Annotated in this window: 21 protein-coding genes; 8 read left to right on the forward strand and 13 right to left on the reverse strand. The window is 67.2% G+C overall.

From position 1 onward, the window contains the following. The first annotated feature begins 25 nt into the window (after positions 1 to 25). Positions 26 to 763, forward strand: a complete 738-nt coding sequence (locus tag AC1RGE_RS08965; RefSeq protein ID WP_047287778.1) for a TorF family putative porin — start codon at positions 26 to 28, stop codon at positions 761 to 763. Positions 764 to 987: 224 nt separating this feature from the next. Here the strand turns inward: AC1RGE_RS08965 and AC1RGE_RS08970 are convergent, their stop codons facing one another. The 3 genes from AC1RGE_RS08970 to AC1RGE_RS08980 all read right to left on the reverse strand — a co-directional run bounded on the left by AC1RGE_RS08970 (position 988) and on the right by AC1RGE_RS08980 (position 4,170). After that, positions 988 to 1,956, reverse strand: coding sequence for a Gfo/Idh/MocA family protein (locus AC1RGE_RS08970; protein ID WP_492584260.1), 969 nt, complete (start codon positions 1,954 to 1,956; stop codon positions 988 to 990). A gap of 17 nt (positions 1,957 to 1,973) precedes the next feature. Then, the gene (locus tag AC1RGE_RS08975; protein WP_072444289.1) at positions 1,974 to 2,861 is read right to left on the reverse strand and encodes a Dyp-type peroxidase; all 888 of its coding nucleotides are present in this window, start codon (positions 2,859 to 2,861) and stop codon (positions 1,974 to 1,976) included. A 271-nt stretch (positions 2,862 to 3,132) separates the two neighbouring features. After that, entirely contained in the window at positions 3,133 to 4,170 is a 1,038-nt protein-coding gene (locus tag AC1RGE_RS08980) for an AraC family transcriptional regulator (RefSeq protein ID WP_047287784.1), read from the reverse strand. Between the two features lie 260 nt (positions 4,171 to 4,430). Here AC1RGE_RS08980 and AC1RGE_RS08985 point away from each other — a divergent pair, with 260 nt between their 5' ends. Then, positions 4,431 to 5,375 (forward strand): SphA family protein, encoded by a 945-nt coding sequence (locus AC1RGE_RS08985; RefSeq protein WP_072449915.1) that lies wholly within the window; start codon positions 4,431 to 4,433, stop codon positions 5,373 to 5,375. Between the two features lie 226 nt (positions 5,376 to 5,601). On the opposite strand, the gene AC1RGE_RS08990 is transcribed toward AC1RGE_RS08985, so the two are convergent. From AC1RGE_RS08990 to AC1RGE_RS09025, 8 genes are all read right to left on the reverse strand, one after another. Further along, entirely contained in the window at positions 5,602 to 6,807 is a 1,206-nt protein-coding gene (locus AC1RGE_RS08990) for a DSD1 family PLP-dependent enzyme (protein ID WP_186452707.1), read from the reverse strand. Positions 6,808 to 6,892: 85 nt separating this feature from the next. Further along, entirely contained in the window at positions 6,893 to 8,221 is a 1,329-nt protein-coding gene (locus AC1RGE_RS08995; protein ID WP_492584262.1) for a D-arabinono-1,4-lactone oxidase, read from the reverse strand. Positions 8,222 to 8,307: 86 nt separating this feature from the next. Next, positions 8,308 to 8,715 (reverse strand): c-type cytochrome, encoded by a 408-nt coding sequence (locus tag AC1RGE_RS09000; RefSeq protein ID WP_019093750.1) that lies wholly within the window; start codon positions 8,713 to 8,715, stop codon positions 8,308 to 8,310. A 197-nt stretch (positions 8,716 to 8,912) separates the two neighbouring features. Beyond that, the gene (locus tag AC1RGE_RS09005) at positions 8,913 to 9,725 is read right to left on the reverse strand and encodes an energy transducer TonB (protein WP_015636127.1); all 813 of its coding nucleotides are present in this window, start codon (positions 9,723 to 9,725) and stop codon (positions 8,913 to 8,915) included. Then, positions 9,722 to 10,168: a protein TolR gene (tolR, locus tag AC1RGE_RS09010; RefSeq protein ID WP_053159334.1), complete on the reverse strand. Its 447-nt coding sequence runs from the start codon at positions 10,166 to 10,168 to the stop codon at positions 9,722 to 9,724. Before tolR ends, AC1RGE_RS09005 begins: the two co-directional genes overlap by 4 nt. 16 nt (positions 10,169 to 10,184) lie before the next feature. After that, positions 10,185 to 10,895 (reverse strand): protein TolQ, encoded by a 711-nt coding sequence (tolQ, locus tag AC1RGE_RS09015; protein WP_434984727.1) that lies wholly within the window; start codon positions 10,893 to 10,895, stop codon positions 10,185 to 10,187. An 81-nt stretch (positions 10,896 to 10,976) separates the two neighbouring features. Continuing rightward, positions 10,977 to 12,899, reverse strand: a complete 1,923-nt coding sequence (locus AC1RGE_RS09020; protein WP_492584035.1) for a phytase — start codon at positions 12,897 to 12,899, stop codon at positions 10,977 to 10,979. A 39-nt stretch (positions 12,900 to 12,938) separates the two neighbouring features. Continuing rightward, complete coding sequence (locus AC1RGE_RS09025) at positions 12,939 to 15,461, reverse strand: TonB-dependent receptor (RefSeq protein ID WP_492584037.1); 2,523 nt, start codon at positions 15,459 to 15,461, stop codon at positions 12,939 to 12,941. A 561-nt stretch (positions 15,462 to 16,022) separates the two neighbouring features. On the opposite strand from AC1RGE_RS09025, the gene AC1RGE_RS09030 reads away from it, so the two are divergent. From AC1RGE_RS09030 to AC1RGE_RS09045, 4 genes are all read left to right on the forward strand, one after another. After that, positions 16,023 to 16,937, forward strand: coding sequence for a GGDEF domain-containing protein (locus AC1RGE_RS09030; protein ID WP_011061991.1), 915 nt, complete (start codon positions 16,023 to 16,025; stop codon positions 16,935 to 16,937). 9 nt (positions 16,938 to 16,946) lie between these two features. After that, a complete protein-coding gene (locus AC1RGE_RS09035; protein ID WP_011061992.1) occupies positions 16,947 to 17,984 on the forward strand; it encodes an AraC family transcriptional regulator in 1,038 nt (345 codons plus the stop codon). Between the two features lie 183 nt (positions 17,985 to 18,167). Then, positions 18,168 to 19,793 carry an NADP-dependent glyceraldehyde-3-phosphate dehydrogenase gene (locus AC1RGE_RS09040; protein ID WP_103291412.1) on the forward strand — a complete coding sequence of 542 codons (1,626 nt, stop codon included), beginning with the start codon at positions 18,168 to 18,170 and terminating at the stop codon, positions 19,791 to 19,793. A 106-nt stretch (positions 19,794 to 19,899) separates the two neighbouring features. Beyond that, the gene (locus AC1RGE_RS09045) at positions 19,900 to 20,943 is read left to right on the forward strand and encodes an FUSC family protein (RefSeq protein WP_011061994.1); all 1,044 of its coding nucleotides are present in this window, start codon (positions 19,900 to 19,902) and stop codon (positions 20,941 to 20,943) included. Here the strand turns inward: AC1RGE_RS09045 and AC1RGE_RS09050 are convergent. Then, positions 20,940 to 22,145 (reverse strand): molybdopterin molybdotransferase MoeA, encoded by a 1,206-nt coding sequence (locus AC1RGE_RS09050; protein WP_011061995.1) that lies wholly within the window; start codon positions 22,143 to 22,145, stop codon positions 20,940 to 20,942. The genes AC1RGE_RS09045 and AC1RGE_RS09050 overlap by 4 nt on opposite strands. Beyond that, a complete protein-coding gene (moaB, locus tag AC1RGE_RS09055) occupies positions 22,142 to 22,681 on the reverse strand; it encodes a molybdenum cofactor biosynthesis protein B (RefSeq protein ID WP_011061996.1) in 540 nt (179 codons plus the stop codon). Before moaB ends, AC1RGE_RS09050 begins: the two co-directional genes overlap by 4 nt. Before the next feature lie 226 nt (positions 22,682 to 22,907). Here moaB and mobA point away from each other — a divergent pair, with 226 nt between their 5' ends. Further along, a complete protein-coding gene (gene mobA, locus AC1RGE_RS09060) occupies positions 22,908 to 23,522 on the forward strand; it encodes a molybdenum cofactor guanylyltransferase MobA (protein ID WP_011061997.1) in 615 nt (204 codons plus the stop codon). Positions 23,523 to 23,631: 109 nt separating this feature from the next. Next, on the forward strand, positions 23,632 to 24,522 hold the full coding sequence (locus AC1RGE_RS09065) for a LysR family transcriptional regulator (RefSeq protein ID WP_011061998.1): 891 nt from the start codon (positions 23,632 to 23,634) through the stop codon (positions 24,520 to 24,522). The last annotated feature ends 20 nt before the right edge of the window (positions 24,523 to 24,542 follow it).

Consider the following 24,542-nt stretch of genomic DNA (forward strand, 5'->3'; position numbering starts at 1 on the left):
TAACAATCACAACAACGGGATACCCATGAAGACCCTCACCCTGCTCACCCTGGGCGCCGTGTGCCTGCTGCCGCAGGCCGGCCACGCCCTGCCCCTGACCGACGACCTGGCCGTGGAGCTGGAGCTGACCCTGGCCAGCGACTACCGCACCCGCGGCATCTCCCAGACCCAGAACGACCCCGCGGCCCAGGCGGCCGTGACCCTGCTGCACAGCAGCGGCCTGTACCTGGGCACCTGGAGCTCCAACGTCGATTTCGGCGGTGGCCTGAAGACCCGCCAGGAAGTCGACTACTACGGCGGCTGGCTGTGGCAGGCCAGCGCAGACATCAGCCTGGACCTGGGCTACCTGAAGTACAGCTACCCCCGGGAAGCCCAGTTCAACCAGAGCGAGGTGTACGGCATCCTCAGCGTCTACGGGGTCAAGCTGGGGGCCTATTACTCCGACGATGCCCCCGGCATCGACAGCCAGCAGAGCACCCTGTACCGCTACCTTGGCTACGAGACCCGACTGCCCCTGGAACTGGGGCTGCAACTGCGCTACGGCCAGATGGACTTCAAGGACCCGCGGCTGATCCGCGCCTCGGGCCAGGGCGAGGACAGCTACCACGAATGGGAAGCCAAACTGACCCGGGAAATGGCCGGGCTGGAACTGGGCCTGAGCTACATCGACACCGACCTGTCCCGCAGCCAGTGCACCAGCAACTACGGCTTCAGCGACCTGTGCGGAGCGACCTGGGTGGCCAGCGTCAAGAAGACCTTCTGAATGCCCATCCCGAAGGCCACCTTCGCTGGCAATGCCCCCCACAAATCCCGTAGGAGCCGGCTTGCCGGCGAAGGGGCCCGAACGACTGGCACCCGCCTCAAGGCCGCCTTCGCTGGCAAGCCAGCTCCTACAAAAGCCCGCAGGAACACGCCGGCAGTGCCCCCCACAAACCCCGTAGGAGCCGGCTTGCCGGCGAAGAGGCCCGACAGGCATGCGCCCTGGGATCAGCCGCGCTGCAGGATGCGGTCCATCACCCGGTCGGTCTTCAGGGCTTCGCTGGCCAGGGCCGGGTGCCGGATCTGGCCGCGGATATGGGCGTTCATGCCCTGCACGTGATGCCACTGGATGTGCGCGGGGTTGTCGATGAACAGGTTCAGGGTCTCTTCGGCTTCAAGTTGCAGCGGATGCTCGTCGAACACGGAAAAAGTGATGCGCCCCAGGCTGCCGATGATTTCCACCCGGTCTACCCGGCGGTCGGCGACGAAGTTCCAGGCGCCGCTGCCCAGCGCCCCACAGGCGAAGCGCCAACTGGCGCTGACCGCATCCTCGGCGGCATACAGCCCGGCCTGGCGGGTGCTGAAGCCGGCCACCTCGACGATATCGCCCAACAGGTACTGGAACAGGTCCAGGCCATGGCTGGCCAAATCGGCGAAATAACCGCCGCCGGCCACTTGCGGGTCGGTACGCCAGTTGGCCGCACCGCTGCGGTCGACCTCGGAGGCAGCCTTGCTCAGGCTCCAGTGCAGGTGCCGGACCTCCCCGATGCGCCCATCCGCCAGCCATTGCCGCACCTGCGCAAAGCGCGGCAAGGAACGCCGGTAATAGGAGACGAACAGATGCAGCCCGGCCTGCTCGAAGGCCTGCTGCATGGCCAGGCTTTGCCCGGCATGCAGGGCCATGGGTTTTTCCACGCAGCAATGCTTGCCGGCGGCGGCCACTTGCAGGCTGTAGGCGTAATGGCTGTCGGGGGGCGTGGCGATGTACACCGCGTCCACCTCGGGGTCGTCGATCAGGGCCTGGGCATCGGTATACCAGCGGGCAATGCCGTGGCGCTGTGCATAGTCGCGCACCGCCTCGGGGCGGCGGCCCATCACCGCCACCAGCGCCGACCCCGGAACCTTGTAGAAGGCCGGGCCACTCTTGCGCTCGGTGACACTGCCGCAACCGATCATGCCCCAGCGCACGGTCTGCAGCGGCTCGGCCCCGGTGTTCATTTCGACGCTTGCAGCGCGCGCAGGTCGAGCTGGCCGTTGTGCAGCGGCGGGCACCAGTAGTAGCCCCCGGTGATCGGCCGGCTCATGCGGTACAGGCCGTCGGTGATGCCGTCTTCCAGGCCGCTCATGCGCCGCAGTTGGGCTTCGAAGGCGTTCAGGGTGTGGCCGAAGGCAAGGAACATCAGGCCACCCTTGTCACCTTCGATCCACGGCATCGAGCGGCGCACGAGAAAGGCTTCCGGGGCGAAGCTTTCCTGGGCGGTGCGCTTGACGTGGGCCGAGACCGGCGCGTCGTCCAGTTCTTCGTTGTCGCTCAGGCGCCGGCCCATGATGTGGTCGCGCTCTTGCTGGTGCATCGCGGCAAACCCCTGGAAGTCGTGCTGCCACTGCTGGATCGCGGCAAAGCTGCCACCGCGCAGGCCGTCTTCGCCCTCGGCCAGTGCGGCGGCCACGGCGGCTTCGTCCTGAGGGTTTTCGGTGCCGTCTTCATAACCGGTGAGGTCGTGGCCGGTCTTGTGGCGGAAGGTCTCGTTCATGCCGACCAGGCGCAAGGCCGGGGCCAGGGCGACCGCCAGCTCGTTGCTGCGGTGCAGCAGCTCGCCGCGATCATCACCGTGCAGCCAGACCCACAGCGCGTGCTGGGTCGAAGGGTTGTCCACGCCCACGCCGGTCAGCGCCGGGAACGCCTTGAGCCCCTGCACTCGCGCGCCCAGGGCCTTGACCAGTGACGCGCCAAAACCTGCCACCGCCGTTGCGCCATCCACCCGTGCCAGCAACTGGTCGAGGGCCTGGGGCAACGCCTCGATGGATTCAAGGGCAAAGAACAGGTGGCGGGCCTGGGACGGAACGGGTGCAGCGAGGATGCCGGGCTGGTAGTAACTCATGGGAACTCCTGAATAAAGGCGCAGGAGTTTACCGCCATGGGCTGCCGGCGTCAGCGTCGAAACGGGCAAGGCTTGTCGCCGCTTGCGCGGCGACGTTGCAAGGCCGTGGTGAAAAGGCCGGGCCGGGGTTGGCTGAGAATGGCATGGGCGGCATTGCGACGCAGCAGACGCGGGGATCTTGAGGCCGCTCAAGGTTCGACGGGAGATCGCCAAGCAAGGCCCTGCGGGCCTTTGCGCAGCCTCGCGGGCTCGGCAGCGGCTACAGGGGCGGTCAATGCAGCGCCGCCTCTTCGCGAAAGGCGCTGGGGCTCAGGCCGGTCCAGCGCTTGAAGGCCCGGCGGAAGCTGCGCACGTCGCTGTAGCCGACCTCTTCGGTGATGCGTTCGATGGACAGCTCCGGGTTGCCCAAGAGGTTCAGGGTTCGCGCCTGGCGCACCCGCTCCAGCAGCGCCTCGAAGGTCAGGCCGTGTTCGGTCAGGCGCCGGCGCAGGGTGCGCCCGCTCATGTTCAAATCCCCCGCCACCTGCTCGATGTGGCTACCGGCCCGCAGGTCCCGGCTCAGGGCGCGCTCCACCGCCTGGATCAGGTCCATCTTCTGGTGCACCTGGGCGCTTTCCAGTTCCAGCAGCTTGAGCGCCTGGCGCAGCGCCACCGGATGATGGTTGGGCAGCGGCGCCTGCAACCAGCGGGCCTCGATCACCATGCGCGCCTGCAGGCAGCCGAACTGCACGTGGGGGCCCAGCAACCGGGTATAGAGCTCGGCATAGGCCGGCGCGGCGTGCATGAACTCCACCCGCAGGGCCTGGAAATCCGCGCTGACCAGGGCCCGGCCATAGATCAGCAGGCTGGCGAAGAACTCTTCCGCGGCAAAGATCTGCACCTCGCCGTAGGGCAGGCGGCATTGCAGCTCGACAAAGAACTCGTCGCCCTGGCGCCCGACATCGGCGCTGACGATGGTGCCGGAGGTGTGCTGATGGCGGATGCCCAGCTCGAAGGCGTCCCCCAGGGTCCGGCACAACGACAGCGCATGCCCCAGCAGGCCCAGGGTGCCCAGCACATTGCGGCTGCCGACCCAGAGCCCCAGGCCCTGCTGCGGCAATGCCGCCAGGGCACGTTCGATCATCGCCACCGCCTGGCGATAGGAGATGCGCAGGGTCGGGTCCTGCAGGTCGTCCAGGGTAAAGCCCAGGCCGCGACACAGGCGCTCGGCGCTGACGCCCTTGGCTTCGGCGACATCCGCCAGGGTCTGCAGCAGGAAGGGTGAAACCAGGGCCAGCTGGTCGTGGGCATCGGCGGCTTTGATCTGCATGGGAGTGGGCTTCCGGGCCGCTTGAGCGGCTGTTTTTATTGTCGGTCAGGCACCGGCGCCAAGGCTTCACCGGCGGTTCAAGCATATCCCGTTGCCTAGGGTTTTACGGGGGAATGTAACAAAGCATTGCAAAGTGTCCGACAAAGTCCCCCTCCCTGTCCGCCAATACCCTGCCCCGCGCCCGGCCCAGGGCTTATTTCTATGGGGCGGACGGCGTGCCTGCCGCCGCGCCCCCACTAACAATAAGAATGAGCCCAACCATGCACCCGACCCGCCTCACTCGCTCCCTGCACCTGGGCGTGGCCCTGGCCGCCTGCGCCAGCCTGAATGCCCAGGCCACCGAATCCGGGGTCGACAATATCGGCCCCGGCACCGACGGCTTCTACGTGCTGCCCCTGAGCCCCGACCAGCTCCCGGAGCACATGTTCGCCTTCAACCTCTACTACAACCATTACCAGGCCAGGAAGCTCGACATCAGCTCCTTTGGCGGCAAGGTCCAGGAGGTCAGGATCACCTCCGACGCGATCATCCCGCGCCTGGACTACCTGAGCCCGCTGCGGGTCCTGGGCGGGCGCCTGGGCGGCTACGTGGCCCAGCCCTACCTGCGCCAGCAGGTGTCGCTGTACGGCCAGAGCGACCGCCGCGAAAGCATGGGCGATACCACCTTCGCGCCGATCATCCTGTGGGACATGGGCCCCGACCTGACCCTGGGCGCGGCCTTGGAAGTGACCCTGCCCACCGGGCAGTACGATGCCGACCGGCTGGCCAACACCAGCAACAACTTCACCACCTACAAGCCGCTGTTCTCCATGACCTGGCTGCCCAGCGAGCGCACCGAGCTGTCGTTCAAGAGCACCTACAGCTTCAACCAGGAGAACCACGCCACCCACTACCGTTCCGGGCAGATCTTGCACTTCGACTATTCGGCCAGCTACCGCCTGACCGACGACCTGAGCCTGGGGCTCAACGGCTACTACCTGAAGCAGACCACCGACGACAAACAGAACGGCAAGACCGTGACCTTCATGGGCGAGGACGTGAGCGACGGGGTACGCGGGCAAGTGTTCGCCATCGGCCCGGCGCTGCACCTGCGCTTTCTCAGGTACGCCAGCGCCGAGATCCGCTGGGCCAAGGAGTTCGACGTGGAAAACCGCCCCGAGGGCGACATGCTCTGGGCCAAGCTGACCATTCCCTTTGCCCTGTGAAACCCGCGGCAGCCTGAAGCTGCTGCGGGCTCGGCGAGAGATCGCCAGGCAAGGCCCTGCGGGCCTTTGCGCAGCCTCGCCGGGGCTCGGCAGCGGCTACAGGCGGTTGCCGGGACGCGTTTCGTGTAGCCGCTGCCGCAGGCTGCGAACGGCCCGTAGGGACGCGGCGTTCTTAAGGCCGACAGCGCTCCGACGGAGGATCGCCAGGCAAGGGCTATACGTGGGATCAGTACACCGGCCAGCGTTCGACGATGCGCCCGCCGCGCAGGGCCAGCAGGTCGCCAAACTGCAGCAGTACCGCTTCGCTCTGCTGCGGGCGCAGGAAGACCTGGTCGTCCACTTGCAAGCCCACGGCGCGGGAGCCGTTGACCATCTCCTGGTTGGAGCTGCGACCGAACAGCTCGTTGCTCTGCAGACCCGCCGGCGATTCGAAATCCGCCAGCCAGTGGCCGCCATAGATGAAGAAGGTCTGGCGCTGGTTGCGGTCCCACCAGGAGAACAGCCGCGACTTGTCGTCCAGGGCCGGGATCCGCACCGGCCCGGTACTCTTGAGCACCGGGGTGGCGATAAAGGCGGCCGGCACGTGCTGCTCCAGGGACGCCAGGTCGTAGTGGCTGGGCTTGAGCAGTGCGGTGCCCACCGACACTTCGCTGCTCAGGGATTCCTGCTCGTGACGACGGTAGCTGGGGCTGCCGGCGGTATTGAGGGTCAGGCCGGCGTGCCACAGCGCCGGGTACTGCTGGCGGGTGAAGTCGACAAAACCGTTGTAGAGCGCCATGACCTGGTCGAACAGGCTTTGCGGCGAGCCCAGAATCCCCGGCACGCCCATGTCCACAAAGGGGTCGTAGCCCATGAACCCGGCAAACTCCAGGTGCCGGGGGTGGGCGCTGATCAGCGCCAGCATCTGCCCGAGCACGGCATGGTCCGCCACGCCGCCACGGTGCAGCCCCACATCCAGTTCGATGTTGATGCGCATCTGCGTGCCCAGGCCCTGGGCCAGCGCCAGGTACTGCTGCAGGCGTTCGGGGGTATCGAGCAGCCATTGCAGTTGCCGGCGCGGGTCGAACGGCCCCTTGAGCTGCTGGTAGAACAGCTCGACGGCGCGGATCGGCAGGGGCTTGCCCAAGAGGATATCGGCGTCGGCAAATACCTCGGCGTCGTGGTTGAGAAACGGCTGGTGGAAGGACATCAGGCGCCGGGTACCGGCGCGCTGGGCGATGTAGGCCAGGAGCCCGGGCGATGGCAGGGATTTTTCCACCAGGCGCAGGTGCTTGCCGCCGCGCTGCACCGACTGCATGACCACATCGATGTTGTGGTCCAGGCGATCCAGGTCGATCAGCATCACCGGTTGCATCGGCCCGTGGGCCTTGAGCTCGCGATTGAGCTCGGCGAAGTACGGGCTGTAGGGCAGGCCCCGGTCGCCGGGCCGCAGCCAGGCGCCGACACCGGCCAGCAAGACTCCGGCCCCCAGGGTGCCGGCCATGAAATGACGACGGTTCATTGTGCGCATCTCCTGTTCACGCCACACCCAGCACCGAGGCCAGGTGGGCGTTGATGAATTTGCCTTGCGGGTCCAGTGCCTGGCGCACCCTGGCGAAGGCTGCCCATTGCGGGTACAGCCCCTGCAGGGTGCGGGCGTTGAGGCTGTGGTGCTTGCCCCAGTGCGGGCGCCCCTGGTACTTCCAGAAGATCGGCTCCACGGCGGCGAAGAAGTTGTGGTGGTCCATGCTGTAGTGCTGGTGCACCGAGATCGAACAGCTGTCGCGACCTTCGAACATGCTCAGGGGAATGTCGTCGGCCTTGACGTAGCGGTACTCGATGGGAAACCAGGTGCGCAGGTCCTTGTCGCGGATCAGCGCGAGGATTTCCCGCAGGCACGCCGGCCCCAGGTGCGCCGGCACCGAGTACTCCATTTCGTTGAAGCGCACGCTGCGCACGTTGGCGTAGATCTGGTAGGAATCCCCCACCCGCTCATCGAAGCGCGCCAGCCAGCGCAGGCTGTTGAGCAGGTGGCGGCGGGTCTCGGGGAAGTCGCTGACGTACTTGTCGAGGTTTTCGATCAGGTTGACGAACTCGTTGCCGCCCTCCTCGGCCGGATCGGTGGGCGGGGTCGGCGGCTCCGTGGTTTCGTTCAGGGCCACCGCCAGGGCGTAGTCGGAGTGGGTGACCACGAGCATTTCCCAGTGCTGGTTGTCGCGGGTCAGGTTGTCCATGTCCTCCAGCAGTTCCTCGGTCTTGCCGATCCACTGTTTTTCCCGCAGGCGATAGGCCTCGCGGTTCTGCAGGCGCACCCGGGTCGCCACCCCCAGCGCGCCGAGGGACACCCGGGCGGCGTGGAACACCTCGGCGTTGCGCCGGGGGTCGCAGTCCAGCACTTCGCCGCTGGCGGTCACCAGTTGCAGCCCGCAGACCCGGGACGAATAGGAACCGAAGCCGACCCCGGTGCCGTGGGTGGAAGTGGCAATCGCCCCGGCCAGGGTCTGGTAGTCGATATCCGCCATGTTCCACAGCGCCTGCCCCACCTCCTTGAGCGCCGGGCCCATCAGCGACATGGGCGTGCCGGCGGCGAATTCGGCTTGCAGGGTCTTGGGGTCGTGGTCCAGCAGGCCGTTGAAATAGGCCAGGGACAGCAAGGTGTCGTCGGTGGGCACCAGGGCGCTGAAGGAATGCCCGGCACCCACCGGGCGGATCTTGCCCGGGGCCTGGCGGACCACCTGTCGCAGTTCATCCAGGTCCTTGGGCGCCAGCCGCGCCTGGGGCAGGCAACTTTGCGCGCCAGACCAGTTGCGCCAGGGAATCAGCCGCGGGGCGCGGGCCAGTTCGGCCAGCAGCGGGTTGCTGCACAGCGCGCTGAACGCGCCGAGGGCGCCGGCCCCTTGCAGCAGCCGGCGTCGGGAAAGGTGCATGACCATGAAGGGGGAACCTGTGCTTTTTATTGGAATGAATGGCCGGACATGAAGCTGATCAGGGCCAGGAACTGCTCTTCGCTGCACTGCATGCACTGGCCCATGGGCGGCATGCCCTGGTAGCCGTTGATGCTGTGGTCCAGCAGGGTGTCGGCGCCCTGGGCCAGGCGCGGCGCCCAGGCCTTGGCATCGCCGGCCAGGGGCGCGCCGGAGGCCGGGTTGGCATGGCACAGCTGGCAGCTGCTGGCGTAGACCTGGGCCAGGGCCGGGTCGGCCGGGCTCTGGCGGGCGGCGTCCAGGCGCACGGCAGCAGGCGGTTCAGCCTCGCCGCAGGCGCTCAGCAGCAGCCCCAGGGCCAGGCCCAGGGCGCTACGAATCGGTAGCCAAGAGTGGCGCCGCAACGGGCGCAAACAGGCGGGGGTGACAGTGGGCATCGGCGGTCCTCAGTGCGGCCAGGGCAAGGGGCCCGCCCCGGCGACAGCGGCGGACCACACCCGGCCACACTAAGACACCCGCGCCCCGGGGTTGAGGGCATTGGCGGCCAGCCAAGGGGACAGGCTCGGCCAGCCAGGGCGCGCACGGTCAGCCAGAGGCTGCCTGCATGGCAACGGGCCCATGCCTGCCCCGCGCCTTACTTGATCCGGTAGTGGAAGGTGTTGCGCACCGCCGGCACCGTTACCGCCTGGCCGTCGATCAGCCGCGGCTGATAACGGAAGGTCGCCACCGCTGCCAGGGACGGGCGCATGAACAGGGGGTGGCAACCGTCGATGACCTTGGGGTTCTCCACCCGCCCCTGGGGGTTGACGCTGTATTCCACGGTGCAGTCGCCTTCCAGGTTCTTGTCCAGGGCCCGTTGCGGGTAGTCCGGGGCCTCCTTGCTCAGGGGCTGGTACTGGCGACTGTCGGCCGCCGCCTGGGCCGCCTGCTGGCGCGTGCGCTCGGCAGCCAGCCGCGACTGTTCGGCACGCTGGGCCTGCGCTTGTTCCTGGGCCACACGTTGCTCGGTATCGCGCTGGCGCTGCTCAGCCTCCAGGCGCTCGCGCTGCTGCTCCTGCACCTGCTCACGTTTCTTGTCTTCCACCCGCTTGCGCGCCAGGGCCGCCTGCTCCAGCTTCTGCGCCTGTACCTGGGGGTCAACCCGGGGCCTGGCCGGCTCCGGCGCAGCCGCGGGCGGTGGCGTTGACGGTGGCTGTGGCGCCACCTCGGCCACCGCCGGCAGCGGTTCCGCGGGGGCGGCAGGCGGCGCCAGCATCACCAGTTGGGTGGTCAGTACCGGCGGCGTCTCGACCTGCGGCTTGTCCACCGACCAGCCCAGCACCAGCGCCACCAGCACTCCGGCGTGCAGGGCCAGGGCCAGGCTGGCCGCCAGGCTGTTGCGCCAGAAGCCGGACGCCTCGGGCCGCAGGGGCATCGCGGTGGGGTTGTGCATGATCATCGCCGTCATTGCGGGGCCTCGGTCACCAGCCCCAGGTTGTGTACCCCGCCCTGCTGCAACGCGGCCATGGCCGCCACCACGCTGGCATAGGCGGCGTCCTGGTCGGCGCGGATATACACCTGGGTGTCGCCGCGCCGGGCAATCACCTGGGCCACCTTGGCGCGCATCTGCTCAAGGTCCACAGCGCTGTCGGTCTGGTTCCGGGTGTCCAGTTCACCGCCCAGGTTCCAGTAGTAGCCGCCACCGGCCTGCACCGACAGGGTGAGGATCTGCTGGCGGCTGTCGGTGGCCAGGGCTTCGCTGGCGACCTTGGGCAATTCGATCTTCACCCCCTGGGTGAGCATCGGCGCGGTGACCATGAAGATCACCAGCAGCACCAGCATCACGTCGATGTAGGGCACCACGTTCATTTCCGCCTTGGGTCCGTGCTTGCGTTGCGGCCGGGTCAACATCGGCTTGCTCCTTCTCTCAGGCGGCCACGGCCAGGTGGCTCGGGGCGCCCTGCAAGGTGCGATGCAGGCGTACTTGCAGTTCATTGCCAAAGGCGTAGTAGCGGGTCAGCAGGGTCTGGCTGCGGGCCGAAAAACGGTTGTAGGCAATCACCGCGGGAATGGCCGCGAACAGGCCGATGGCGGTGGCGATCAGCGCCTCGGCAATGCCCGGGGCCACGGTGGAAAGGGTCGCCTGCTGCACCTGGGACAGGCCGAGGAAGGAATTCATGATGCCCCACACGGTGCCGAACAGGCCGATATAGGGGCTTACCGAACCCACAGTGGCGAGAAACTGCAGGCCCTTTTCCAGGCGGGTTTCCTGCTCGCTGATGGCCACGTACAAGGCCCGTTCCACACCCTCCAGCACCCCTTCTCCGGCACCGCCGGGCTGGCCGCGCAGGTGGCTGAACTCCTGGTAGCCGGCGGCAAAGATCGGCTCCACGCCGCCTTCGGCGTCGCTGCCCTTGGCCACTTCGCGGTACAGCGGCAGCAGCTCGGGGGCGGCGCGAAAACGCTGGATGAAAGCCTGGAAGCGCTGCTCACGACCGCGCAGCACGGCGCCACGCTGGATGATCAGGTACCAGCTGAGCAAGGACGCCAGGAGCAAGGTCAGCATCACCGCCTTGACCAACAGGCTGGCATCGCTGATCAGCCCCCAGATGCTCATGTGTTCGAGTGTGGCCTGCATGGTGGAACTCCTTCTCGGGTGCCCGCCTGGGCTGGCGGGGCTATTCGATGACATTCAAATGACAAGGTGATGACCGCCGGCTCAGGGCAGCTTCAGGGCCTGGGTGACCTCGGCCCAGGGCACGAACTTGAAGTTCTGGGTCTGCTCGGGCATGCGCTTGCGCCCGTCCTGGACCACCAGCAGGCCCTGGCTCCAGGGCCCGCCGAGGTTGGCCGAGGTGACTTCCAGGCCATCGGTTTCCGAGGCGCCGTCGATCCCCGCGCGGGCGTTGAGGCTGACCCGGAAGGCGCCATGGGAAGCGAACGGCGGTTCGGCATCCAGCACCAGGTAGCTGTCGTTGCCCTGGCTGGAAATCACCAGGTAGTCGCGGGCGTTGCTCTGGTACAGGGCCAGGCCCTCGACATCGGCCTGCAACAGGCCGCCGACCTTGATCACGCTGTGCAGGGTCGCCGGCTGCTCGGGCCGGGCATCCACCGCCCACACGCCGACGTCCTCTTCCCCGAGGAACAGGCGCTGGCGCTGGTCGTCGGCGACGCAGCCCTCGGGCTGGCTGGCCACCTTGAACCGGCGCACCAGCTCGCCCTGGGCGGTACCGCCGGGGGCGCTCAGGCGGTACTGGACGAAGGTGCCGTCCTTGTCGTTGGCAATGGCGTAGATCTCGCCACTGGCCGGCTGGAACAGGCAGATACCGTAGATTTCCTTGAGCGGCGTCGGCACCTCCCCGGCCTCGCTCAGCTCGCCGCTGGCGCGGTCGATGGCGAACAGGCTGAGGCTGTTGCGGTCGCGGTTACTGGCCACGGCCAGGTCCACACGGCGCTCGCCGAGCTGGAAGTTGGGCCGCACGTCGACGTTGTTCAGGCGCCCCACTGCCAGCTCCTGCAACAGCGTGCCCTGCAGGTCGTAGGCCAGCAGGCCCTGCTTCTTGTTGGTGCCCAGCACCCGGCTCAGGGAGGGCTGCTGCGGGTGGACCCAGATCGCCGGGTCATCGGCGGCATCGCCCTGGCGCCCCACCGGCTCGCTCTGTGCCGCCGCCTGTACGGTGGGCAATACCGGCGGCAGGGCCACCGGGGTGGCCTGCCAGTTCAACTGGCCCTGGTACAGGCGCCCGTCCTCGTCATCGCGCAGCAAGACCTGCAGGCCTTTGTCGCTGGCACGCAGGGCGATGTTTTCCGGTTCCTTGAGGCCGGCCAGGGGCAACGTGGCCTGGGCCACCCAGCCTTTTTCCTGCTGCTGATAGAGATGCAGTTGCGCGGCCTTCGGGTCCAGGCCCAGCACCCCGCCCGGCACCAGGGCCATGGCCCCGGCGCTTTTCCTGATGTCGCCAAAGGGCGCGCGCAGGGCCACCGGCTGGCGCGCGGTGTCGGCTTCGGCATGGGCCGGGTAGGCCCACCAGCCGACATTCTGTTCATTGACCAGCAGTTGCTGGGCGGCATCGTCCACCTGGCAGAACTTGGCCTCCGGCGGCAGGGGCAGGCCACGTACCCGCTGCGGCTCGGCGCTCAGTTGCGCGCCGTGGCCCACCAGCCACTGCTCGCCCTTGCCCTCCTCGCCCACCAGGAACAGGAACAGGTTGCTGGCCTCGTCGCGGTACAGGCACAGGCCGTTGACCGGGTAGTCCCGAGTGGGCAGGTACAACGGCTGGCCCCAGGTGCGGCTGGCCGGGTCGAGGCTCACCAGCAGTGCCTGCTGGCGCTGGTTGTCGAGGCTGGCCACCAGCAGTTGCCCACCGGCGGCGCGGCTGTCCAGGCCGTTGAACGAGCCCTTGAAGCGGGCCAGCTGGCGGCCCTGTTCGTCCACCAGCAACAGGCCTTCGCGCTCGCTGGCCAGCAGCCGGTCGGCGCCTGTGCCGGCGGGCACGAAACCCAGGCCGGTAACGCCCGGGGTCTGCTCGGCCCAGGGCTTGAGGTTCAGGCCGGACACGCTGGGGGCAGCCAGGGCGGCGCCACAGGTCAAGCCAATGCACAGGGCCAGCAGGCGGTTTCTTGCGGTCGATACAGTGCTCATCACAATCCTTGGGTGTGCGGTCGGGCAAGGGCCCGCTACTTAGAAATGGGTGAAGGTCAGGCCGAGCTTGTAGGTCGGGCCGTATTCCTCGTACTGGGCGTTGTAGGAGCGGTTGCCGGTGTAGACGAAGTACGGCTGGTCGGTGAGGTTCTGCGCCTCGAAGCTCAGTTGCAGGTTCTTGGTCAGGGAGTACTTGGCACTGAAATCGACGAAGGTCTGGGCATCCACATGCAGGTCGTGGGCCTTGTCGCTGATGGAGGCCAGCTCATAGAGGTAGGCCGATTTGTAGTTGGCCGACAGGCGCAGGCTGAGCTTGTCGTCTTCCCAGCCGAGCATCAGGTTGCCCACGGTGTCCGACTGGTTGGGCAGGTCGATGTCGCGCTTGCGGTTGACCCCGGCCTTCTGGTCGAAGCCCTCGATGCTCGCACTGGAGCGGCTGAAGGTGCTGTTGGCGCCCAGCAGCAGGCCGTTCCACGGCGCCGGCAGCCAGTCGAATTTCTGCGAATAGGCCAGTTCCAGGCCGTACAGCTTGGCGCTGTCGCCGTTGGCGAAAGTGTGCGCCTCGGAGAACCCGCTCCAGGCGCCGGTGCCGGCCAGGTCGGTGTTGTAGACAAAGTTCTGGATGTCCTTGTAGAACACGAAGGCCGAGACGGTGCCGGCGCGGCCCATGTAGTGCTCGATGCCCAGGTCCAGGTTGCTCGACTCCAGGGGCTTGAGGTCGGGGTTGCCGAAGGTCGCCTCGTCGCCGTCGATGACAAAGCCCGGGGCCAGTTGGCCGAAGGTCGGGCGCACCACGCTCTTGGTCCAGGCCGCGCGGACCTGGGTGTTCTTGTCCAGCTGGTAGCGTGCGTGCAGCCCCGGCAGCCAGTGCTGGTAGCGGCGTTGGGTGTCGGTGGCGGTGAAGGCGCCGTCGGTGACCCCGGTGCCCTTGGCCTCGAACTCGGTACCCTCGTAGCGCAGGCCGGCGATGAAGCGCCAGTCGTCGATGTCCAGGGTGTTCATGAAGTAGCCGGCGTTGATGTCTTCGCGGATCTTGAAGTCGTTGACCCGGGATTCTTCCTCGTCGTAGAAGGCCGCCTGATTCAGGCCGCCGATCAGTTGCTTGATGGCGCCGCCACTGATGCCCGGGCCGAAGCGGCCAAGGGAATAGTCCACATTGCCCTTCTGGAACTGCCCGAGGTTGAGCTGCTGGTCGGTAAAGCCCAGGGTGTCGAAGTCCTTGTAGACCCAGGCTTCCAGGTCGTTGTCCTTGTTGCGTCGGCTGAGCTTGCCGCCGAACTTGAACTGCGCGGCGTAGCCACTCAGGTCATAGTCCCGGGCCAGGTCCAGGCGCAGGTTTTTCTCGGTGTCGGTGGTGTTCTGCTTTTCCCAGTCGACCTTGTCCAGGGTGAAGTTGGCCGGGTCATAGAAACCGGCGCCGATCACCGGGCGCGGCTTGCCGTTGTCGTAGAAGCCGCTGTCGGAAAAATCGCTGTTGCCCTTGAAGGTGGCCCCGGCGATATGCGCCGGGCTGTCTTCGCTGGAGCGGCTGTAGCCGGTCTGGCCGCTGAGGGTCCACAGGCCGAGCTGGCGCTCGCCGCCGAACACGTAGGACTGGATCTCCTGGGTTTCCTCGCGCTGCTTGAGCTTGCGCGAGGCTTCGGCATCGCCGCGCTCGCCGGCCGCCAGGGGATCGGCGAACTCGATGCTGGTGGAGTTGCGGGTCTCGCTGTCCTTGTAGCGGCTGTACAGGGTGCGCAGGTAGTAGCTGCTGCTGTCGTCGGGCTTGTAGTCGAAGTTCAGGCCGCCACCGGCGCGCTCGCGGCTGATGGCGTAGTCGCGCTGCTCGAATTCCTGCAGCTTGGCGCCTTGTTCGAAGTCCCAGGCGCCACCGGTCTCGACGTTGTCGGAGCCGAAATCGCGCTTCTGCCAGCTCAGGGCCGCGGCCACGCCGAAGTTGTCGACGCCGTCGCCGAGGCTGAAGCGGTTGCTCGCCGCTCCGGAGAATTTTGGGCTGGTCTGGCGGGTGTTCTGGTCGTAGCTGGCCTCGCTGCTGCCGGTGTAGAACAGGCCCTTGTGGTCGAAGGCCGAGAGGCTTTTCACATCCACGGTGCCGCCCAGGGAGTTGGCGTCCATGTCTGGGGTCAGGGTCTTGATCACTGACAGCGACTGCACCAGTTCCGAGGGCAGTACATCCAGGGCCACGGCTCGGCGGGCGCTTTCCGGCGAGGGCACCAGGGTGCCGTTGATGGTCACGCTGTTGAGGTCCGGGCCCAGGCCGCGCACGCTGACAAAGCGCCCTTCACCCTGGTCGCGCTCGATGCTGATGCCCGGCAGGCGCTGCGCCGCCTCGGCGACGTTCTGGTCCGGCAATTGGGCCACGCCGTCGGCGTGCACCACGCTTTCGATGCTGTCCGAGCGCCGCTGCTCCTTGAGCGCCTGGTCGATGCTGGCGGCCTGGCCCACCACTTCCACATGCTCGGTGGCCGCAGGTTCCGCGGCGCTCAAGCGTTCACTGGCGATGGCCATGGCCAGCGCGGTCAAGGTAAAGCTGACAAGCCCGGGACTGCTGCGCTTGTACATGTTGGTCCTCCCCCAAGAGTCCGCTAACGCCGGGCAAGAGGCCCGGCAACTGGGAGGGCACGCTAGGGTCGGCGAATGACGGTTCTGTGACAGGCCTGGGCGGCAACAGGCCAAAACGCCCCATTGCCCGGCTTTCGCCCCGGCAAATGAGCTGAATTGACCCCTATCCCCCGCCAGGCGCAGGTCTTGCGGGCCTCTTCGCCGGCAAGCCGGCTCCTACAGATCCGTGGTGCGTCCGCCGCCCCGTAGGAGCGGGCTTGCCCGCGAAAGCCATCCCCCGCCAGGCGCAGGCCTTGCGGGCCTCTTCGCCGGCAAGCCGGCTCCTACAGATCCGTGGTACGTCCGCCGCCCCGTAGGAGCGGGCTTGCCCGCGAACGCCATTCCCCGCCAGGCGCAGGTCTTGCGGGCCCCTTCGCCGGCAAGCCGGCTCCTGCGGGCCGAAAAAAACGCATTCGCCGTGAGCTGATTCGACCTCACGCCGGGTTTCCCCGGCGTCACCCCACTGTCACAAACATCTGCTGTGCTGGCGCCCTCTCACTCCTGGCAAAAAGGATCGCGGCCATGTTCTCCGTGCTCAAACCCCACCGCTGGAAACTCGCCGCGCTGTTGCTGGCGGCCAATGCCGGGCTGCTGCTGCACCTGGCCTGCGGCAGCCTGAAATCGGTCAGCGAGTGGCAGTGGCTGGACATCATCGGCGAAGGCGGCTCGGCGCTCCTGGCCCTGGTCTGGCTCGGGCTGGTGCTCAAGAGCCGCCCCGCCGGGCGGGTCACCAACTACCTGGCCCTGGGCCTGAGCTGCATTTTCTTTTCCTGGTGGATCGACAGCCTCGACGAGTTCATCCGCCTGCCCGACAGCATCACCTGGGACCACTGGCTGGAGTCCGGGCCGATGCCCATCGGCATGATCCTGCTGACCATCGGCATCTACCACTGGCACCGCGAACAGCTGGCCATCAGCGCGCAGATGGAAAAGAAGGAGCGACTGTTTCGCGAGCATCGCCAGTTCGACAAGCTCACCCCCCTGGCCGGCGCCGACTACCTCAAGCGCGAGCTGGCCAGCAGCCTGCAAGACAGCCGCCGCCAGCAGCAGCCGCTGTCGCTGCTGGCCCTGGACCTGGACCACTTCGCGGCGATCAACCAGGACTACGGCCATGCCGAAGGCGATGCGGTGCTGCAGGCCCTGAGCCATGTGCTGCTGCTCAACCTGCGGCGCCAGGACCTGCTGTGCCGGCTGGCCGGCGACCGCTTCGTGGTGCTGCTGCCCAACACCGGGGAAAGCCAGGCACGGCTGCTGGCCCTGGAGCTGCAACAGGCGGTGCAGGGCCTGGCACACAAGACCCGACAACACGGCGAGCGCCTGCACCTGGCGGCCAGCACTGCGGTGGTGATGGCCCTGGAGGAAACCCCGGAGGGGCTGCTCAAGCGCCTCAACCTGGCCCTGGCCCGGGCCAAGCAGCCCCTGGCAAAAACCGCCTGAGGCGCCGTCATGACCGTGAAGACCAGTTGGTACGAAGCCGATACGCGGTTTATCCCCGGGCACTATCAACCGGCGGCGCTGATCGACCTGGCGCTGTCCCGGGACATCGACAGCCACCGCCTGCTGCGCGGCACCGGGCTGTTCCACGAGGACATCCTGGCCGGCCAGACCCGCCTCAGCCCGCAGCAGTTCCTGGCGCTGATCGGCAACGGCCGGCGCCTGCTGGATGCCGACGACAGCAGTTTCCTGTTTGGCCAGCGCCTGCTGCCCGGGCACTACGGCGCCGCCAGCCATGCCCTGCGCCATGCGCAGAACCTGCACCAGGCCCTGGACGCCCTGGTGCAGCAGCAGGCGCTGCTCAGCCCCCTGGCCAGCCCGCGCCTGGTGCTGGACGAGCATCACGCCTACTGCTACTGGCTGGACAGCTGCGGCGCCGGCGAGCACTGGCGGTTCCTCCTGGAAGCCAGCATGACCTCCCTGGTGGCCATGAGTCAGTGGCTGGCCGGCCAGCGCCTGCCCTGGGAATGCAGCTTCAGCCACAGCGAGCCGCGCTACGTCGAGCAGTACTGGGTGCACCTGGGGGAACAGACCCAGTTCCAGCGGCCCCTGGACCTGATGCGCATCCCCCGGCAATACCTGACCCGGCCCTGGCCCGGGGCCTCGGCCACCGCCGGCCAGGTGGCGCGCCTGGAGGCCGGCGAGCACCTGCGCCAACTGGGGTTTGCCAGCAGTTTCCTCGACACCCTGTACCGCTACCTGAAAACCCAGGTACGCCACACCCCGAGCCTGGAGCAGGCGGCCCAGGATTTCGCCATGAGCCCGGCCACCCTCAAGCGCAAGCTGAGCAAGCACCACAGCGGCTACCAGCAACAGGTGGACCGGGTGCACAAGCACGTGGCGCTGTACCTGTACCAGATCAAGGGCTGGAGCAACGAGGCGGTGGCCGAGTACCTGAACTTCAATGACCCGGCCAACTTCCGCCGGTCATTCAAGCGCTGGACCGGCAGCACCCCGAGCTTGATCCGGCAGTTGCTGGGCAGCGGCTGAAACGTTTAATCTCGAACCACGACCGCTGACGCGCCGCGGGCCCGCACAGGGGCGCCGCGGGCCGTCACGCTCGGGCGCCCGGTGGAAAAACCGCTAAAGCGCCGGGCCATTAAGGCGTATAAACCATGGAGCGATGCCGTCGCTGTCACCGCGCCGGAGCCATTTCCAACACGGGGTAGAGTCATGACCACAGCCAATCTATTGAGCCACCTGTTTCCTGCCGCCGCCGACATCCCCGAAGCCTTTCGCCTGCCCGACCCGGTGGAGCAGCGCGACTACCTGGTGGACGGTGAACTGCGCACCTGGAACGGCCCCCTGGCCCAGGTCCGCAGCCCGATCTACCTGAGCGGCGCCGACGGCGATACCCAGGTGATTCTCGGCAGCACCCCGCTGCTGGACGCCGACACCGCCCTCTCCGCCCTGGACGCCGCGGTGCGCGCCTACGATCGCGGCCAGGGCGCCTGGCCAACGATGCGCGTGGCCGAGCGCATCCAGCACGTGGAAGCCTTCCTGGCGCGCATGCGCGAACAGCGCACGGCGGTGGTCAAGTTGCTGATGTGGGAAATCGGCAAGAACCTCAAGGACTCGGAAAAGGAGTTCGACCGTACCTGCGACTACATCGTCGACACCATCGGCGCGCTCAAGGAACTGGACCGGCGCTCCAGCCGCTTCGAACTGGAGCAGGACACCCTCGGCCAGATCCGCCGCGTGCCCCTGGGCGTGGCCCTGTGCATGGGCCCCTACAACTACCCGCTGAACGAGACCTTCACCACCCTGATCCCGGCGCTGATCATGGGCAACACCGTAGTGTTCAAGCCGGCCAAGCTCGGTGTGCTGCTGATCCGGCCGTTGCTCGAAGCCTTCCGCGACAGCTTCCCGGCCGGGGTAATCAACGTGATCTACGGCAGCGGTCGCGAAACCGTCAGCGCCCTGATGGCCAGCGGCAAGATCGACATTTTCGCCTTCATCGGCACCAACAAGGCCGCCAGCGACCTGAAGAAACTTCACCCCAAGCCCCACCGCCTGCGCGCGGCCCTGGGCCTGGATGCGAAGAACCCGGGGATCGTGCTACCCGACGCCGACCTGGACAACGCGGTCAGCGAAGCCCTCACCGGCTCCCTGTCGTTCAACGGCCAGCGCTGCACCGCGCTGAAGATCCTGTTCGTCCACGAAGCCGTGGTGGAACGCTTCATCGAGCAGTTCAACGCCAAGCTGCAAGGCCTCAAGCCGGGCATGCCCTGGGAACCGGGGGTGGCCCTGACGCCGCTGCCGGAGAACACCAAGGTCGACTACCTGCACGCCCTGGTGGCCGACGCCCAGGCCCACGGCGCCAAGGTGGTGAACGCCCACGGCGGCGAGGCCCGGGCTTCGTTCTTCTACCCGGCGGTGCTGTACCCGGTGACCCCGCAGATGCGCGTCTACCACGAGGAGCAGTTCGGCCCGGTGGTGCCCATCGTGCCCTACCGCGACCTGGACACCGTGATCGACTATGTCCTGGAATCGGACTTCGGCCAGCAACTGAGCCTGTTCGGCAGCGACCCGGCCGAGATCGGCCGGCTGGTGGACGCCTTCGCCAACCAGGTCGGGCGGATCAATATCAACGCCCAGTGCCAGCGCGGCCCGGACACCTTCCCCTTCAACGGCCGCAAGAACTCCGCCGAGGGCACGCTGTCGGTACATGACGCACTGCGCACCTTCTCGATCCGCACCCTGGTGGCGACCAAGTTCCAGGAGCGCAACAAGCAACTGATCAGCGACATCATCCGTAATCGCGAGTCGAGCTTCCTGACCACCGACTACATTTTCTGAGGGAGCCCCGAGCGTTCGCCCTGGCGCGAACGCCCGGCCCCTGCCGCCAACCGGAGGAACCGATCTGGGCCCGTTCAAACACCTGCGGGGCATCACCCTGCCACCTTTGCTGCGCCGCCTGCTGCGTCCCGTGCTCGACCCGTACCGGCGCTACCGTCACGCCCGGCTGATCCACGCGGTGCGGGTCGCCCTCGGCCTGATCGCCACCATCCTCCTGACCACCGGCCTCAACCTGCCCCACGGCGAATGGGCCTCGGTAACCATGCTGGTGGTGATCGGTGGCCTGCAGCACCACGGCAACATCGGCAAGAAGGCCGCGGAACGGGCCATCGGCACCCTGGTGGGCGCCGGGGTCGGGCTGGTGCTGGTGGTGCAGCAGGCCTACTTCGGCCACCCCTGGCTGACCTACCTGGGCATGTCGGTGGTGTGCGGCTACTTTTCCTATCACGCCATCGGCAAGGGCGGCTACACCGCGCTGCTGGCGGCGATCACCGTGTTCATCGTCGCCGGCCACGGTGACAACCAGGTCAGCGACGGCCTGTGGCGGGCGGTGGACATCCTCATCGGCATTGCCCTGGCCCTGGCGTTTTCCTTCGCCATTCCGCTGTATGCGGTGTACTCCTGGCGCTACAACCTGGCCAGCGCCCTGCGCGACTGCGCGCAGTTGTACGGGCGGATCATCAAGGGCCAGTCGGTGACCGACGACGAGCACCTCAAGCTCCTGGGCCGGGTCAACAGCGCCATGCTGCAACTGCGTTCGCTGATGCCTTCGGTGTCCAAGGAAGTACGGATTTCCATGACCGAGCTGGACGCCATCCAGCGCAACCTGCGCATGTGCATCAGCACCCTCGAGATCCTCGGCAACACCCGCCCCGATGCCAGCGACCCGCAGGCCATGGCGCAGATGCAACTGGCGCTCAAGGCCGAGCACCGGCAGATCCGCGTGCAACTGATCGGCATGGCCCGGGCCCTGCAATCGGGGGTCACCCAGCGCCTGGAGAAATCCGTGGAAGGCCACCCCGAAAACGCTCTGGAGGCCCCGGTGTATTCGGCCCTGGATGGTTACCGGCTGCTGACCCGGCAACTGGCCGCGACCCTCGGCGAGATGCACCAGCGCCTGGCCAAGAGCGCCCGGCACTGGAAGATCTAGAACAGCTCGCTGAAAGGAATGAAGGGCGCCCGATCCCCTGCCTGCAAGGTCCGGCCCTCGACGATTTCCACCAGGCCATCGGCCCAGGAAGCCCCCAGCAACACCCCGGAACTCTGGTTCGGATAAAGCACGGCGCGGCCGTTCTCCAGGCGCGCTCGCAGGTACTCGCGGCGCTTGCCGGCCTTGGGCCAAGCGAAGGCCACAGGCACCTCGACGCTCAGCGGCGCCACCTCCTGTACCCCCTGCAGCCGCAGCAGGTAGGCCCGGGCCAACAGGCCGAAGGTCACCAGTGCCGAGGCCGGGTTGCCCGGCAGGCCGATCACCGGCACCTGGCCGAAGTAACCCACGGTCAGGGGCTTGCCGGGCTTGATGGCGAGTTTCCAGAACAGCGGCCGGCCACTGTCCCTGAGCACCTGCCCGAGGCAGTCGGCATCCCCGGCGGAAACGCCGCCGGTGGTCAGGATCAGGTCCGCGCCATGCTGCAACTGCTCCAGCCTGAGGCGGGTGTGCTGCGGCCGGTCGGGCAGGATCCCGGCGTCGATCACCTCGCAGCCCAGGGCGTCCAGCCAGTGCCTGAGCAGGGTGCGGTTGCTGTTGTAGATGCAGCCGGGGCGCATGGGCGTGCCCGGCTCCAGCAATTCATCGCCGGTGGACAGCAGCGCCACGCGCGGGCGGCGCACCACCTGCAACTCGGTGCAGCCCTGGGCGGCGGCCACCGCCAGCTCGAAAGGGCCGAGGCGCTTGCCGGCCTGCAGCAACACCTCGCCGGCGCGGTTCTCCTGGCCCTGGGGGCGAATGTTCTGCCCCGTTTTCAGGGCCTGGGTAAAACGCACCCGGCCGTCTTCCAGCAGCTCGACGTTCTCTTGCATCTCGACGCAGTCGGCGCCTTCGGGCACCGGGGCGCCGGTGAAAATCCGCGCACAGCTGCCCGGTTGCAGGGGCGCACCGGGCTGCCCGGCGAACACGGTCTGCGCTACCGGCAACGGTGCACCGTCCCAGTGCTGCAGGTTCAGGGCGTAGCCGTCCATGGCACTGTTGGGCCAGGGCGGCAGGTCCAGGGTCGCCACCAGGTCGGTGGCCAGTACCCGTTGCCGGGCCTGATCCACGGCCAGGGTTTCGCTCTCCGGCAGGCGCTGGGCGTCGGCCATGGCCAGCAGGCTGGCCAGTGCCTCTTCCACCGGCATCAGTGGGTTCTGGCTCATCCCCGGCTCTCGCAGGCCTGCACCGGCTTGAGGTGCGGCACGAAATTGCATGGCCGGTGTCGGGCATCCAGCTGCTCGGCGAGGATGCCTTCCCAGGCGGTGCGGCAGGCACCGGTGGAGCCCGGCAGGCAGCACACCAGGGTACCGTTGGCCAGCCCGGCCAGGGCCCGGCTCTGCACCGTGGAGGTGCCGATATCGAGAATCGAGATGGCGCGAAACAGCTCGCCGAAACCGTCGATGTGCTTGTCCAGCAGGCAGCCCACGGCTTCCGGGGTGCTGTCGCGGCCGGTAAAGCCGGTGCCACCGGTGATCAGCACCACCTGGATGCGCTCGTCGGCGATCCAGGCCGCCACCTGGGCGCGGATCTTGTACAGGTCATCCTTGAGCAGGTTGCGCTCGGCCAGGCTGTGGCCGGCCTCCAGCAGGCGGCTGACCAGCAGTTGCCCGGAGGTGTCAGTGGCATATTCCCGGGTATCGCTGACCGTCAGCACGGCAATGTTCAAGGGTACAAACAACGCATCCGACTTCACGCTCATGTCATTCTCCGACCGGCAGGCTAAAAATCATGAACCCAGGCTAAAGGCCCGCCGACGCGGCTGTCTAATCGTTCTGGCTGACCGGATTATCGATGCGCTCTATCATCCTGCCGGGCCCTGCCAGGGGGCCGATAAAGCCCGTCAATCGGCCATTCAACACTTCCGATTGGACGTACCCGAAGGACAATGCCATCGTTTGCGCCACCTACTTGATATGCGTCCCGCCATGACCCAGACCCAGCCCGCCCCCGCCTGTTCCCTGCCCTGCTCGATCCTGCTGCTGGCCGGTGGCCGCGGCTCGCGCATGGGCGGCCAGGACAAGGGCCTGGTGGCCTGGCGCGGCCAGCCGCTGATTGCCCATGTGCAGGCGGTGGTGCGGCCCTTGAGCGATGACCTGATCATTTCCTGCAACCGCAACGCCGAGCGCTACCGGGCCTATGCCGACCGCTTGGTGGAGGATGGGCAGAAGGATTTCCCCGGGCCCCTGGCCGGAGTCCTGGCCGGCCTCGCGACGGCCCGCCACCCCTGGCTGCTGGTGCTGGCCTGCGATGCGCCGCAGATCGACGCGGCGCTGATCCAGGCCCTGCTGGATGCCCGCGGCAACGACACCAGGCCGGTGATGGTGCAGCAGGCCGGGCAATGGCAACCCATGTTCAGCCTGATCCCCACGGCGCTGCTGGGCGACCTGCGCCAGGCCTGGGACAACGGCGAGCGCAGCCTGCTGCGGGCCCTGGCCGCCCATGGGCTGAGGCCCCTGCCCTGCGCCGCGGACGATCCGCGGCTGAGCAACTTCAATACCCCTGAACTACTGTCTGAAGCAGGCCCCAAGCCCCTGGCCTGAACTCCGCCGGAGGTGCCCAAGGGCGCGACCGGGCAAGGCCCCAGGCCTTTTCATGGGCGCAACACCTGCGTTATTACTGAACCCGACTTTTCCCACAACAGGTGCCACCGTGGACATCAAGCAACTCAAGTTTCTGATCGCCCTGGAGCAGACCCGGCACTTTGGCCAGGCCGCCGCGCGCTGCCATATCACCCAGCCGACCCTGTCCATGCGCCTGCGCAATCTTGAGGATGAACTGGACCTGATCCTGGTCACCCGTGGCCAGCGCTTCGAAGGCTTCACCGAAGCCGGCGAGCGGGTGCTGGCCTGGGCCAAGACCCTGCTGGCAGCCCATGACGGGCTGTTCGCCGAAGCCGCTGCCTGCCGCGGGCAACTGGTGGGCAAGCTGCGCCTGGGGCTGGTACCGCTGAGCGGCTTCAACCCCATCAGCTACGTGCAGCAGCTATCGTCGAGCTTCCCGGAACTGCAGTTCAGCCTGTCGTCCATGAGCTCCGACCGGATCATCGAGGACATCGGCAACAACCAGCTGGACCTGGGGGTCTGCTACCTGGACCACGTCAACCCCAACTACCTGGACTTCTTCGAGATCGGCGAGACCCGGGTCGGCCTGCTCTACGACACCCGGCACTTTCATTTCGAAGGCACCGAGATGAGCTGGGAGGACGCCGCCGAACTGCCGCTGGGCATGCTCAGCACCGGCATGCACTATCGCAAGTCCATCGACTTGAGCTTTCGCAGCCGCGGGCTGAACCCGCAGCCGATCCTGGAAAGCGACTCCACCTACCAGCTGTTCCAGGCGATCCACGAAGGCTTCTGCTGCTCGATCATGCCCCTGGACAGCGGCCTGGATTCGCCCATCGAGAACCTGGCCTTTATCCAACTGCCGGATGCCAGCGTGCTGGCGCCACTGGGGCTGGTGATGCGCAAGACCGAGCCGCGCTCGGCGATTGCCGAAAAGTGCTTCGCCGAAGCCAAGAAGCTGTTTGCGATCAAAGAGTGAATCAATGCCCCAGGGCCGCC

Source organism: Pseudomonas sp. GW823-FHT02C05, from assembly GCF_058797595.1.

What these genes read in the sequence shown, in the direction of transcription:
- AC1RGE_RS08965 (WP_047287778.1), top strand. Translation starts at nt 26, where the DNA reads ATGAAGACCCTCACCCTGCTCACCCTGGGCGCCGTGTGCCTGCTGCCG.
- AC1RGE_RS08975 (WP_072444289.1), bottom strand. Translation starts at nt 2,861, where the DNA reads ATGAGTTACTACCAGCCCGGCATCCTCGCTGCACCCGTTCCGTCCCAG.
- AC1RGE_RS08980 (WP_047287784.1), bottom strand. Translation starts at nt 4,170, where the DNA reads ATGCAGATCAAAGCCGCCGATGCCCACGACCAGCTGGCCCTGGTTTCA.
- AC1RGE_RS08985 (WP_072449915.1), top strand. Translation starts at nt 4,431, where the DNA reads ATGCACCCGACCCGCCTCACTCGCTCCCTGCACCTGGGCGTGGCCCTG.
- AC1RGE_RS09000 (WP_019093750.1), bottom strand. Translation starts at nt 8,715, where the DNA reads ATGCCCACTGTCACCCCCGCCTGTTTGCGCCCGTTGCGGCGCCACTCT.
- AC1RGE_RS09005 (WP_015636127.1), bottom strand. Translation starts at nt 9,725, where the DNA reads ATGACGGCGATGATCATGCACAACCCCACCGCGATGCCCCTGCGGCCC.
- tolR (WP_053159334.1), bottom strand. Translation starts at nt 10,168, where the DNA reads ATGTTGACCCGGCCGCAACGCAAGCACGGACCCAAGGCGGAAATGAAC.
- tolQ (WP_434984727.1), bottom strand. Translation starts at nt 10,895, where the DNA reads ATGCAGGCCACACTCGAACACATGAGCATCTGGGGGCTGATCAGCGAT.
- AC1RGE_RS09020 (WP_492584035.1), bottom strand. Translation starts at nt 12,899, where the DNA reads ATGAGCACTGTATCGACCGCAAGAAACCGCCTGCTGGCCCTGTGCATT.
- AC1RGE_RS09025 (WP_492584037.1), bottom strand. Translation starts at nt 15,461, where the DNA reads ATGTACAAGCGCAGCAGTCCCGGGCTTGTCAGCTTTACCTTGACCGCG.
- AC1RGE_RS09030 (WP_011061991.1), top strand. Translation starts at nt 16,023, where the DNA reads ATGTTCTCCGTGCTCAAACCCCACCGCTGGAAACTCGCCGCGCTGTTG.
- AC1RGE_RS09035 (WP_011061992.1), top strand. Translation starts at nt 16,947, where the DNA reads ATGACCGTGAAGACCAGTTGGTACGAAGCCGATACGCGGTTTATCCCC.
- AC1RGE_RS09040 (WP_103291412.1), top strand. Translation starts at nt 18,168, where the DNA reads ATGACCACAGCCAATCTATTGAGCCACCTGTTTCCTGCCGCCGCCGAC.
- AC1RGE_RS09050 (WP_011061995.1), bottom strand. Translation starts at nt 22,145, where the DNA reads ATGAGCCAGAACCCACTGATGCCGGTGGAAGAGGCACTGGCCAGCCTG.
- moaB (WP_011061996.1), bottom strand. Translation starts at nt 22,681, where the DNA reads ATGAGCGTGAAGTCGGATGCGTTGTTTGTACCCTTGAACATTGCCGTG.
- mobA (WP_011061997.1), top strand. Translation starts at nt 22,908, where the DNA reads ATGACCCAGACCCAGCCCGCCCCCGCCTGTTCCCTGCCCTGCTCGATC.